The following is a 12,089-nucleotide window of genomic DNA, read 5'->3' as shown; positions in this document are numbered from 1 at the left end:
ATGCTTTCGCGTTGGCCGACGACCGCCAGAACGATGACCTTGAAAGCCGTATCGCCAATGCGCGAGCGGTCGAAGAGGCGCGTACTGCCGGGAACCCTGCGGCGAAGCCCGCCAAGGGCTATTCGCAGGGCTCGCGTGTGCTGGCCGAGCTGATCGGCGCGCCGATCGGTGGCGGCCTCATCGGCTGGCTGCTCGACAAGTGGCTCGGCACCAGCCCCTGGCTGCTGCTGATCCTGCTCGTGCTGGCCGTCGTCGCGGCGTTCCGCAACATCTTCAAGATCTCGAAGGAGCGCGCGGAATGACCGTCGCTTCCGACAGCAACGCACAAGGGTAAGGCGATCGTGGCCGGTAAAATTGACCCGATGGAACAGTTCATGGTCGAGCCCGTGCTCGGCCGGCATATCGAGCTGTTCGGATACGATGTTTCCTTCACCAACTCGGCGCTGTTCATGGTCGTCGTGTTCGCGCTGCTGTTCCTGTTCATGTGGGGCGGCATGAAGCGCCAGCTGGTCCCGACCCGCTGGCAGGTCGCGGCTGAATCGGTCGTCGGCTTCATCGACAACATGATGCAGGTGAACATCGGACCGGAGGGCAAGAAGTTCGCGCCCTATATCTTCTCGATCTTCATGTTCATCCTGTTCGCGAACCTGGTCGGCGTGCTGCCGCTGGCGATCGTGCCGGGCCTGCACACCTTCGCCGTGACCAGCCACATCACCGTCACCGCGGTGCTGGCCTTCCTGTCGTTCGGCATCGTGCTCGCGGTCGGCTTCTGGCGCCATGGCCTCCACTTCTTCTCGCTGTTCGTGCCGCACGGCGCGCCCGGCTGGCTGATGCCCGTCATCATCCCGGTCGAGTTCGTGTCGTTCATGGTCCGCCCGTTCAGCCTCGGCCTGCGACTGTTCGTCGCGATGACCGCCGGCCACATCCTGCTCGAAGTGTTCGGCAGCTTCGTGGTGCAGGGCTTGAACGCGGGCCTCGACGGCAGCCCGATCGGCTTCATCGTCACCGTGCTCAGCTTTCTGATGATCGTCGGCGTCAGCGCGCTCGAGTTGCTGGTGTGCGCGATCCAGGCCTATGTCTTCGCGCTGCTGACCTCGCTTTACCTCAACGACGCGGTGCACCTGCACTAAGTCATTCGACTTTATCGTTTAATACCGTATTTTTAGGGAGCTTATCATGACTGATCTTGGTGCAATGTACATCGGTGCCGGCCTCGCGGCGATCGGCGTCGGCATGGCCGCGCTCGGCGTGGGCAACGTGTTCGGCTCGTTCCTCGAAGGCGCGCTGCGCAATCCGGGCGCGGCAGACGGCCAGCAGGGCCGCCTGTTCATCGGCTTCGCGGCATCCGAGCTGCTCGGCCTGATCGCGTTCGTCGTCGCGATCCTCATCCTCTTCGTCGTCAAGTAAGCGAAGAGCGACCTCAATGCCGCAGCTATCCCAAATTCCAGAGATCTACGCGTCGCAGCTGTTCTGGCTCGCGATCGTATTTGCCCTGATCTATTTCGGGATCGGCAAGGCGATGGTCCCTAAGATCGAGCGCACGATCGACGATCGTAACGCCCGTATCGGCGGAGACCTCGCCGCGGCGGAGGCCGCGAATGCCGCCGCCCGCGCGTCGGAGCTTGAGTATCAGACCGGGCTGGACTCGGCCCGGTCCCAGGCCCTGCGCGCGGTGACGGAGGCCAAGGCCAAGGCGTCGGCCACGGCCGAGACCAAGGTGAAGGCGGGCGATACGGCCATGGCCGAAGAACTCGTCACCGCCACCGCCCGCATCGGCACCGCCAAGACCACGGCCATGGCCGAAATCGAGACGGCGACCGTGGATGCGGTGCAGGCCATCGTCGCCAAGCTTTCGGGCGTGGCGGTCGATCGTTCGGCGATCGAACAGCAAGTGAAGGCGGAACTGGCGCATGGCTGACGCGCATCATCAGAGCATGACGGCAGCGACCGGCACGACCGAGCTGCATCACGAGCCCACGGCGCTGGGCATTTCGGCGCCCGGCTTCGTCGCACTGTCGATGCTGGTCGTCATCGGCCTGATCCTCTGGAAGAAGGTGCCGGCGATGATCGCCGGCATGCTGGACGCGCGGATCGCCACGATCCGCACGCAGCTCGAAGAGGCCACGCGCCTCCGCACCGAAGCCGAGGCGCAGCTTGCCGAAGCCAAGGCGCGCAACGCGGCGAGCGCCGGCGATGCCGCCGCGATCATCGCGCACGCCGAAGCCGAAGCGAAGCAGATGATCGCCAAGGCGGAAAGCGACTCCGCCGATCTCGTCGCCCGCCGCCGCAAGATGGCCGAGGACAAGATCGCCGCGGCCGAGCGCGCCGCGATCGCCGAGGTTCGCGCCACGGCGGCCGATGCCGCCACTCGCGCCGCCGCCGCGATCATCGCGGAGAAGCATGACGCCAGCGCCGACAAGCCGCTGATCGATCAGACCATCGCCGGGCTCGGGCGCCTCAACTAGCTCCATTTCGGTGCGGTAACCGATTCGACAAGGCTGGCTGCCGTGATTAGCCTCTCCGGATTGCCGGGGGGCTCATGCGAATCGATTGGGTTAAATGGGGGCGTTTCGCCGCGATCGCCGCGCGGCATGCGGTCACGCGCGCGCTCCTGTTTCTGCTGATCCTCCTGATCAACCCGTTCGGCATCGCCGAATGGGGCGACCTGCGCAGTCACGACGTCTGGCAGCGTATCTATGCGGATCATTATGGCGACCGCTCGGAGGTCGGGCGGAATGCCATCACGGTGGTCGAGCTTGACGAACAGGGAATGCAGGCAGCGGCGCCGTCGGACGCCTCGCCGGATTCGATCCACCTGCTCGAGATATTTCGCACCGTTGCGGAAGGCGATAACGGGCCGGATGGGCGCCTGAGGGCGCATGGCAAACCGGAGGCGATGTTCATCGACCTTCTACTCGGCGATTTCGCCCCGGACGGGATGACCCAGGCCGAGCTGCTCGATTTTGCCGGGGCGCCTGTCACCTGCCCCGGCCGGCTCGGCGCCACGCTGGAATATGCTCAGGTCGCATCGCCCTTCCGCTGCATGCTGCGCGGCATTGCCGACATCACCCGCTATGATGGGCCAAAGGGCTGGAAGGATGACAAGGGCTGCCTGAAGAGCGAGCTCGCCAAGCTCCATTGCATCCTGAAACGAGGCGGCACACCCGTCATGATCGCCAGCGCGGTCGATCCGAAAGACAAGCGTGCCGCGGTCGAGAAACCGGGCGCGGCGGCGCTGGCGACGATCGCGATCTCGGTGCCGATCATGGTCAATGACCGGCGCTATCCGCTGGTGTTTCCGGTCGAAGCCGCCCAGCGAGAAAACCGGCCTTTCACCTTGCACCCCGCCGCGATGCTGTACGCCGCCTATTGCGCGACGAATGGGTGCAAGGACGACCCCTCGATCGCGCCGGCACCGGAGGAAGCGAAACGGACCGGGGCCGCGTGGCTGGACGATTGGCGCTGGTCGACCGCGTTCGAGACGCCCGTCGAGGTGATCTGGGGTGTCGGCAAGCAGGACCGGTTCACCAACCAGGTCGATTCGCTTGCGCACGGTACCACCGGCAGTCGCTGCCGTGTCGCCGATCCCAGTCGCGGGGGGACCTTCCGCGCCTTCATGCAGGCCTTGTTCTCTGGTCTCAGGATCGAACCTCAGGCTGCCTGCGCCTATCAGCATAGCGTGAGCTATGGCCTGCTGCGGCTCGGCAAGGACGATCCAGCGCAACTCGCAGCGTTCCGCCAATCGGCACTGGCCAGGAAGATCGTGCTGATCGGCATGTCGACCAGGGACAGCAACGACTATGTTTCGGCGGGCCCGCACGGCCAGTTGCCGGGCGTCTTTTACCACGCGATGGCGCTCGACAATCTGATCGAACGAGGCGCCGCCTATCCGCGCGTGGCGCGCCAGATGTTTCCGCCGTTCACGCTTTCGGATCAGGATGTCACCAACGCCATCGGCGCGTTCCTGATGCTGTTGTTCGGCGGCGCGGTCGTCGCGCGGCAGCGTCTGTTCGGCAAGCCTGACGACGCCGAAGGGTCGGTACGGCTGATGGTCGAGGCGGCGATCTTCCTCGCCGCGGCGATCGTCTACATGGTCCTGATACTCTATATTTTGACACGCCAGGTCAGCGTTCTTCCGGACAGGTTCAATCTGGCGGCATTGTCTATCGTGATAGTATTGGAATTCTTCAACATCATGGGGATTTTGCTTGCGCCGATTTGGAACAGGCTGGATGTTTCCCGTGCGGTGATTCTCTTGTTTCCGGGGCTGAAATCATCCGGTTCTGCTGCTGCGGGGCCGGAGAAGGTGGGGGATAGCAATGTCGTTGATCCTGATCGCACTCCTCGCCGCCGCCGCCGGCGGCGGACCCCAGGTGACGGAGTACAAGGTAAACCCGCTGACGACGTTTGACGAACAGGGGGCGTCGACGGGCAGGTTGACCGCTGCGGAACTGCCGCCGCCGCCACTCGACATCAGCGGTACGAATGAATTCGGCTATCTCAAGGTGATGATCAACGGGCGTGCCGTCTATCTTCGTCCGGCGGACGTGCGGCATACCATGAAATATTGCGCGGACGGAGATGTCACCAGGCGCGAGACCGGGGATCGCCTCGGCGGCGCCAAACCGGGCGGCGTGCGAAAGGGTGCCGGAGAGGATGACGGGCTCTGCATCCAGCAATGAACGCGATGCTGCGAAACGTCGGGCGGACATCGTGCCGCATCTCTGCCGCTGCCGCGGCGCTTGGCCTCGTGCTGTCACCGGTCGCGGAGACCCGGGCCATGCCGCAATGTCTGCCGGGCATGTGCGGCTTCACCGAGAGCGGCAAGAAGGGCCCGTTCCTGAAGACCAGGGTCGACGCCGACGATCTCGCGAAGAACGACGCAGCGATTGCGACGTCCGGCAGCAAGGAGGGGTTGCTCGCGGCGCAATCGGTCAATCGCGGCCAGCTATATGGCACCGGCCTGTCGATGCCGGCGACCGAAGCGCAACTCGCGGCGCTGATCGACACGTTTCGTCCATTCTGGCCGTATCGGCCGGTCGGGCCGGTGAAGGTGCGCATCGTCGGCACCAACAGTTTCGTTCCGCAAAGCTTCGCCGACAATGTCATCGTCGTCCCGTTCGGCGTCCTGTCCCGCGCCAGGAGCGACGGGCAGGTGGTGTGGTTGCTGGCGCACGAATTCAGCCATCTCGCCATGGCGCATTTCGCCCGTGAGGCGCGCGCCAAGAAGCGGTCGAGGGGGATCGGCCAGATCGTCGGTGCCGTCGATATGGCAACGACGCTGTCGCAACAGCGGGTCGATACCAGCGGCAACAAGCTGCGGCTCTACGAGGTGACCGACAAGGAAGCCGTTGCGATGAGCGACTCCATCTGGGCGCGCAGCCGCCAGCTTGAAGGCGCCTTGTCGCTGACCGACGCGTTTTTCAGCCGCGGCGACGAGGACAAGGCCGACGTCGCCGGCGTCGATTTCGCGGTCGCAGCCGGTTATCCTTATAGCGGCGCGCTCGATGCCCTCGAGATCATCGGAAACGACGACAAGGAGTCGATCACGATGTTCGACACGATCGCCGCCACGACCGGCGATTATGCCAAGAAAACGGGCCTGCAGACGCTGGGCTCGCTCGGCGGGTCGAAGAATGTCGGCGACACGCTGACATCCTGGGTCAAGGATCTCGCCAGCAACGCGATGGTCGTGGCGCTGAAGGAGACCAAGAAGAAATACCTGGCACAGCACCGCCCGTCGGAGAAACGGATCGACGGCCTCCGCAAATATTACAAGCTCGCCTATAACGACGCGGTGGAAAAACCGCCGTCGCTGACCTTTTTGAAGTCGCTGCGCGCGACGCCCGAATATCGGGATGCCGACATAGCCGTCGGGGCCTATACACGGGCGCTTGCCAGCGTCATCAAGGGCGATGCCGCGCAGGCCAGGCTGGATCTGCAGCCCGCGCTGACGACGCGGTACGGCCCGACGCCCCTGATCAGCAATCTCAGCGCGAAGATCCTGATGATTCAGGGCGATCTTCGCGGTGCGGACCAGGCCTATACCACCGCCGAACGCTTGCCGGGCAACGCCGCCGTCCCGGTAAAGGCGCCGCCGCGCAAGGGCAGGAAACCCGCACCCAAACCGGCCGCGCCGGCGCCCGCGCCGATCATATTGCGCGATCCTTATCTCGAGCAGAATTTGCAGGGCTTCCAGGCCCATGTCGATCTGCTCGTGCGGATGGCCAATTATCCCAAGGCGCTGGCGGTCATTGCCGAGGCAAAGCGCCGCTTCAACGATGACGAGGCGTTTCTGCCGCAATATATCGCCATCTATATGGCGACCAAACAGGCCGAGATGCTCGTCGTCACGCTCAACCGATGCTTCGATGTCGCCGATCAGGGCCTTGAGCAAAGCTGCCGCGCGGCGATGTTGAACGACAGCCAGCAGAAGAAGATGGCTGAGCTGTCGCCGGCCGATCAGGACAAGGTCGATCGCGCATTGGCGCGTGCATCGAGCAAGGCGCGCAGCGGCGGCTTGCTCGCGCAGATCAACGATGCGCTCACGCCGGACGACAAGGAGGATTGATCGGCGCCCGGTATCGCCGGCCGAATTTCCGCCTTTGGCAGCACCGCCGTCATTTCACGCCTTATCGATCCCGGCTACACCGGGTGCGTGGCACCGAGTCGCGTGCCTGCATCCTTGGAGAGACCGCCCCATGAAGCTTGCCGCCTTTACCGCCGCCCTGTTCGTGATGACGGCGGCGCCTGCCCTGGCGCAGACCGCCCCTGCGGCACCGGCTGCCCCGGCCGCCACGCCGGCAGCGACCGCGGATGCCGCGCCCGCCGCGAAGTTCACGCTCGATACCCCGGTGGAGACCATTGCCGCCGACCCCGCCGGCAAGGCCGTGCTGGCCGCCGATTTTCCCGAGATGCTTTCCCATCCCGCCTATGATCAGTTCAAGGCTCTGTCGCTCAATGCGCTTCAGCCGCTGGCTCAAGGTGCGATCACCGATGAGATGATGGCCAAGGCCAAGGCCGATCTCGCCGCGATCAAATAAGCGTCAATACCGGATCATCACCCGCCGTGCGATGGCGGGTGACACATTGTACACCGCGTTCAGCACCGCGGTCATGCCGACATTCGCCTGCTCCCGCCCGCGCGCCATCGCTGCCACGATCTGCCGCCCGCATTCCGGCGCCGGCATCTTCCGGTGCCTGTTGTCCTCGGTCATGCGCGTTTCGACCACCGGCGGCAGCGCCTCCATCACATGCACCCGCGTGCCCGCCAATTGCGCCCGCAACGCCATGGTGAAGCTCCGCAACCCCGCCTTGGTCCCGCAATAGACCGGGCCTTTCCCACTGGGCGCAATCGCCAGCCCCGAGGTGACGTTGACGATCATCGCCTCCGGCCGCGCCCGCAGCCTGTCGAGCAGGCCCGCGATCAGCCGGATCGGCGCATTGAGATTGAGGAAGATGCAGCGGTCGATCTCAGCCAGGTCGAACGGCACTCCGACCTGAAAGGTCGCGCCCATGCCGGCATTGTTGACCACTATATCGACCGGCCGCTTGGCCAGTTCTGCCACCAAAGCATCGCACCCCGCGGCATCCGACAGGTCGGCGGTGATCGTGTCGAACCCCTCCGCCAACGCGGACGCCAGCCGCCCGCGGTCACGCCCGACCACGATCACCTCGGCACCCGCTTCCTTCAGGTGCCGCGCGATCTCCAGCCCGATCCCATCGCTGCCCCCGGTCACCACCGCCGTCTTGCCCTTAATGTGCATGTCCAGCTCCTCTGCCGATCATGATATACCCGTTGTTGCGCGCGCCCCGGAGTCCTAACTGGGGGAACGATGTCGACCCCCAATGCCCCCGATCGCTTCAACGAAGAGAAATCCACCTTCACCGTGCGCGGATCGGACGCGCCCGATCTTGAAGCTGGCGTGGCCGCGATCCGCAACGTGCTGCAGACGCTCCCCGCCCGCCCCGGCGTCTACCGCATGCAGGATGCCAAGGGCGACGTGCTCTATATCGGCAAGGCCCGCGCGCTGAAGAGCCGCGTCAACAACTACACCCAGGTCGATCGCCTGCCCAAACGCCTCCAGCGCATGGTCGCGCAGACGCGCTCGATGACCATCGTCACCACCAACAACGAGGCGGAGGCGCTGCTGCTCGAGGCGCAGCTGATCAAGCGCTACCGCCCCGCCTACAACGTCCTGCTGCGCGACGACAAAAGCTTCCCCTTCATCCTGCTGCGCGCCGATCATGATTTCCCGCGCATCCAGAAGCATCGCGGCGCCCGCCGCGCCAAGGGCAATTATTACGGCCCCTTCGCCAGCGCCGGCTCGGTCAACAACACGCTCAATGCGCTGCAGAAGCTGTTCCTGCTCCGCTCCTGCACCGACAGCTTCTTCCGCACGCGCGACCGGCCCTGCCTGCTCTACCAGATCAAGCGCTGCTCGGCCCCCTGCGTCGATCGCATCTCGAAGGAGGATTATGGCGAGCTGATCGGCGACGCCAAGGCCTTCCTCGCCGGCAAATCGACTCAGGTGCAGACCAAGCTCGGCGGCCAGATGCAGGCGGCGGCCGAGAATATGGATTTCGAGCTGGCCGCGATCATCCGCGATCGGCTGAAGGCGCTCACCTTCATCCAGGGCAGCCAGGCGATCAACGCGGAAGGGGTGGGGGACGCCGATATCTTCGCGCTCGCCAACAAGAATGGCGTCATGGGCATCCAGGCTTTCTTCATCCGCGGCGGCCAGAATTGGGGCCATCGCAGCTTCTTCCCCGCCCACACCAACGACGTGCCCGAGGCCGAGGTGCTGGCGAGCTTCCTCACCCAATTCTACGAGGAGGTCCCGCCGCCGCGCATCATCTTCGTCGATCGCGAGCTGGAAGAGACCGAGCTGCTGCAGGAGGCGTTCGCCGAGCGGGCAGGGGCGAAGGTCGCCATCTCCATCCCCCAGCGCGGCACCCGCCGCCGCCTGCTCGACCAGGCGAAGCGCAATGCCGAGGAAGCGCTCGACCGCCGCCTCGCCGAAAGCACCACTCAGGCCAAGCTGCTGCGCGAGGTCGCCGACCTGTTCGACCTGGCCGAGCCGCCCGATCGGATCGAGATCTACGATAACAGCCATATCCAGGGCACCAACGCGCTTGGCGCGATGGTCGTCGCCGGCCCGGAGGGTTTCCGCAAGGGCCAGTATCGCAAGTTCAATATCAAGGACGCGAAGACCATCCCCGGCGACGATTTCGGCATGATGCGCGAAGTCTTCAGCCGCCGCTTCGCCCGCGCCCAGGCCGAGGACCCCGATCGGGATTCAGGCGAGTGGCCCGATCTGGTGCTGATCGACGGCGGGCGCGGCCAGCTCAACGCGGCGAAGGGCGTGCTGGAGGAACTCGGCATTGAGGATGTGTGCCTGGTCGGCGTCGCCAAGGGGCCGGACCATGGGCGCGAGGGCCGCGAGGTGTTCCACCTGATGGACGGCCGCGAGCTGACCCTGCCCACCAACGCGCCGGTTCTGTTCTACCTCCAGCGCCTGCGCGACGAAGTCCACCGCTTCGCGATCGGCGCCCACCGCGCGAAACGCGCCAAGGCCATCGGCGCGAGCCCGCTCGACGAAGTCCCCGGCATCGGCCCGGCGCGCAAAAAGGCGCTGCTGATGCATTTCGGCACGGGGCGGGCGGTGCGCAATGCGAGCCTGGAGGATCTGCAAAAGGCGCCCGGCGTCTCGGCGCTGGTGGCGCGGCAGGTCTATGATTTCTACCACGGACGGTAGGATTGGCTTTCCCGGCCGGAATTGATCCACTACCTCCGTTCGGGCTGAGCCTGTCGAAGCCCTGCTCTTCTCTTCCTGGGAAGAAAGAACAGCCGTTGAGCTTCGCTCGCCTTCGGCCCGACAAGCTCAGGGCGAACGGGGAGAGGTGACTCCAGCCAACCAGGTTTCGCTCTATCGCTTCCCCGCCAGATAGCTCTTGGCCTGAGCGCGGACGACGTCGACCAGATTGCCCATCGTCAGGTTGACGTCGATCCGGTGCAACCCCCAGTCCGGCAGCTTGCGCCCGTCGATCACGACGTCCCCCACGATCACGTTCGTGCGCTTGCCCGCCGGATCGGGATGGATGGCGACCGCGAGATAATTGTGGGTCCCGTCGTTGCGGCACTCCGCACTGAGCAGGCCCGGCACTTCGACGAACGGCTCGGTGATCGGCTTGGGCGGGGTGGTCCAAGGGCCCTGCTGCTCGCCGCTGGCGGTTACCATCTCGGCACCGGCGCCGAGATAGGCGTGCAGCGGTGCGACGCCGCCGGCCAGCGCCGCCGGGTTCACGCATGCCGCCTCCAGGCCGGGACCCGCCGAGGCGCCGAACGTCCGGGCCTCCGCCGGTGGCGGGCTGTCGGCGCGGAACGAGGCGAAATTGATCGCGCACCCCGTCTGCCCCATGGCGCGGCACAGCGGGATCGCCTTGAAATCGCCGCCGACATCCTTGCCCACCGGCACCTGCAACCGGTATCCGGCCAGGATCACTGACAGAATCCGGGCCTGTACCGGCTTGCCGTCGATCTCGTTCCTGACCAGTTGCGCCAGCACGCTCGATCCCTGCGAGTGGCCGATCAGCACCACGGGCCGGCCATGATTGTCGTTGGCGAGATAATGGTCCCAGGCGCGCTTCACATCGTCATAGCCCATCTGCCGGTCGGTCGGGATCGGCGCGCCGCGGATATTGGCGTGGAGCGCCGCGAGCGTCACCTGCCGGTACAGCGGCGCATAGCGCCGGCACACCGCGCCGAACCGGGCGAATTGCTGATTCACCACCGCGACATATTCCGGCGCGACCTTCATCGTCGCGTTGCCGCCCGGGTCGCGCGAGACGGTGGGATAGACATAGAAGCAGTCGACCGGCGCCCGCGGGTCGGCGCGAAAGCGCTCGATCTTGGTCGACCCGTCGGCCTGCAGGACCACGGCGTCCTGATCGGAGCGGCTGCACGCGTCGCCGGCCTGATCGGGGCGGCACAGCCATGCCGCGGGACTGGCATAATCGGGCGTGTCGGTCGCCGGCAGCGGCGCCGCACCGGCGGGGGTGGCGCTCATCAGGGTCGCCGCGATCGCCGCGATCCCCCATGCGGACCAGCCGCGCATCGTTCCGTCAGAGCCCGATCCCGCGCATGGCATGGCGATCCGCATGAACCTCTCCTTTTTGCCGACCATTCCCGTCGATTGCGCGGATCTGGCACTTCCCGCTTTGCGATGTCAAACACTCACTATAACGATAGCGAATATTCTTTCCGGGGGTCCTGGGGTCTCCTTACCCAGGCGGAAGGGCGCGTCGGGGCTATGGCCTGCGGTCATCTTTGCCTTGACGTCCCCCCGGGCAAGCTGGAAGGCGGACGATGTGAACAAGGCAGCCGAACCCCGTCGCCAGTCGCGCAAGGCGGAACAGCGCGCCGCGACGACCGAGCAGATCCTCGATGCGGCCGAGGCGCTGTTCGCGGAGCACGGCCTGTACGGCGTCACGCTCAAGGACGTGGCGAAGCAGGTCGGCGTCCACAACACGCTGCTCAATTACTATTATGCCGACAAGAAGGCGCTGTTCGACGCGGTCTTCGCCCGCCGCGCGGTGGTGACCAGCGAGCGGCGCATGCAGGCGCTCGACGCCTATGAGCAGGCGGCAGGCGACGCCCCCACCGTCGAGGGCGCGCTGCACGCCTTTCTCGACACCGATCTCGACCTGTACATCCAGGGCGACGAAGGCTGGCGCAACTATGCCAAGCTCGGTGCCCAGGTCGCCAACACGCCGCACTGGGGCGCCGAGCTGATGGATGCGCATTTCGATCCGGTGGTGCTCCGCCTGATCGGCCTGCTGCGCCGCGCGCTGCCGGGCTGCGCCGACACCGACATCTTCTGGGGCTATCATTTCGTCACCGGCGCGCTGATGCTCACGCTCGCGCGCACCGGCCGCATCGACAAGCTCTCCAACGGCCTCAACCGCTCGGACGATTTCGCCGCGGTGAAGCAGCGCATGGCGAAGTTCATGGCCGCCGGCTTCATCGCGATCTGCGAGGGCGGCAGGCCGGAATAGCGCCTGCCCTTCTTCCTGCTTCCCCGGCGAAG

At 65.6% G+C, this 12,089-nt stretch carries 13 protein-coding genes; 11 read left to right on the top strand and 2 right to left on the bottom strand.

Annotated features, from left to right (window positions below; translation table 11 throughout):
• The first annotated feature begins 11 nt into the window (after positions 1-11).
• The 9 genes from ACZ1I2_RS18440 to ACZ1I2_RS18400 all read left to right on the top strand — a co-directional run bounded on the left by ACZ1I2_RS18440 (position 12) and on the right by ACZ1I2_RS18400 (position 7,043).
• On the top strand, positions 12-302 hold the full coding sequence (locus ACZ1I2_RS18440; RefSeq protein ID WP_465172727.1) for an AtpZ/AtpI family protein: 291 nt from the start codon (positions 12-14) through the stop codon (positions 300-302).
• A gap of 60 nt (positions 303-362) precedes the next feature.
• Positions 363-1,130: a F0F1 ATP synthase subunit A gene (locus ACZ1I2_RS18435; protein WP_465177113.1), complete on the top strand. Its 768-nt coding sequence runs from the start codon at positions 363-365 to the stop codon at positions 1,128-1,130.
• Positions 1,131-1,194: 64 nt separating this feature from the next.
• The gene (locus ACZ1I2_RS18430; protein WP_055777096.1) at positions 1,195-1,407 is read left to right on the top strand and encodes a F0F1 ATP synthase subunit C; all 213 of its coding nucleotides are present in this window, start codon (positions 1,195-1,197) and stop codon (positions 1,405-1,407) included.
• A gap of 16 nt (positions 1,408-1,423) precedes the next feature.
• Positions 1,424-1,918 (top strand): F0F1 ATP synthase subunit B family protein, encoded by a 495-nt coding sequence (locus ACZ1I2_RS18425; RefSeq protein WP_465172728.1) that lies wholly within the window; start codon positions 1,424-1,426, stop codon positions 1,916-1,918.
• Complete coding sequence (locus ACZ1I2_RS18420; protein ID WP_465172729.1) at positions 1,911-2,465, top strand: F0F1 ATP synthase subunit B family protein; 555 nt, start codon at positions 1,911-1,913, stop codon at positions 2,463-2,465. The genes ACZ1I2_RS18425 and ACZ1I2_RS18420 overlap by 8 nt, the downstream gene beginning before the upstream one ends.
• 74 nt (positions 2,466-2,539) lie before the next feature.
• Positions 2,540-4,411: a hypothetical protein gene (locus tag ACZ1I2_RS18415; protein WP_465176273.1), complete on the top strand. Its 1,872-nt coding sequence runs from the start codon at positions 2,540-2,542 to the stop codon at positions 4,409-4,411.
• Positions 4,320-4,682: a hypothetical protein gene (locus ACZ1I2_RS18410; RefSeq protein WP_465176274.1), complete on the top strand. Its 363-nt coding sequence runs from the start codon at positions 4,320-4,322 to the stop codon at positions 4,680-4,682. The genes ACZ1I2_RS18415 and ACZ1I2_RS18410 overlap by 92 nt, the downstream gene beginning before the upstream one ends.
• A gap of 5 nt (positions 4,683-4,687) precedes the next feature.
• The gene (locus tag ACZ1I2_RS18405) at positions 4,688-6,571 is read left to right on the top strand and encodes a M48 family metalloprotease (protein WP_465176275.1); all 1,884 of its coding nucleotides are present in this window, start codon (positions 4,688-4,690) and stop codon (positions 6,569-6,571) included.
• 130 nt (positions 6,572-6,701) lie between these two features.
• The gene (locus tag ACZ1I2_RS18400; protein WP_465176276.1) at positions 6,702-7,043 is read left to right on the top strand and encodes a hypothetical protein; all 342 of its coding nucleotides are present in this window, start codon (positions 6,702-6,704) and stop codon (positions 7,041-7,043) included.
• 3 nt (positions 7,044-7,046) lie between these two features.
• Here the strand turns inward: ACZ1I2_RS18400 and ACZ1I2_RS18395 are convergent, their stop codons facing one another.
• Complete coding sequence (locus tag ACZ1I2_RS18395; protein ID WP_465176277.1) at positions 7,047-7,766, bottom strand: SDR family oxidoreductase; 720 nt, start codon at positions 7,764-7,766, stop codon at positions 7,047-7,049.
• A gap of 69 nt (positions 7,767-7,835) precedes the next feature.
• On the opposite strand from ACZ1I2_RS18395, the gene uvrC reads away from it, so the two are divergent.
• Positions 7,836-9,758: an excinuclease ABC subunit UvrC gene (gene uvrC / locus ACZ1I2_RS18390; RefSeq protein WP_465176278.1), complete on the top strand. Its 1,923-nt coding sequence runs from the start codon at positions 7,836-7,838 to the stop codon at positions 9,756-9,758.
• 171 nt (positions 9,759-9,929) lie between these two features.
• Here uvrC and ACZ1I2_RS18385 read toward each other — a convergent pair whose 3' ends face one another.
• The gene (locus tag ACZ1I2_RS18385; RefSeq protein WP_465176279.1) at positions 9,930-11,162 is read right to left on the bottom strand and encodes a DUF3089 domain-containing protein; all 1,233 of its coding nucleotides are present in this window, start codon (positions 11,160-11,162) and stop codon (positions 9,930-9,932) included.
• A 208-nt stretch (positions 11,163-11,370) separates the two neighbouring features.
• On the opposite strand from ACZ1I2_RS18385, the gene ACZ1I2_RS18380 reads away from it, so the two are divergent.
• A complete protein-coding gene (locus ACZ1I2_RS18380; protein ID WP_465181496.1) occupies positions 11,371-12,057 on the top strand; it encodes a TetR/AcrR family transcriptional regulator in 687 nt (228 codons plus the stop codon).
• Positions 12,058-12,089 lie beyond the last annotated feature (32 nt).

Source organism: Sphingomonas sp. BL-S-29, assembly GCF_055521495.1.
The sequence above is the reverse complement of the archived record's forward strand: the minus strand, read 5'-3'. Positions and strand labels throughout refer to the sequence as shown.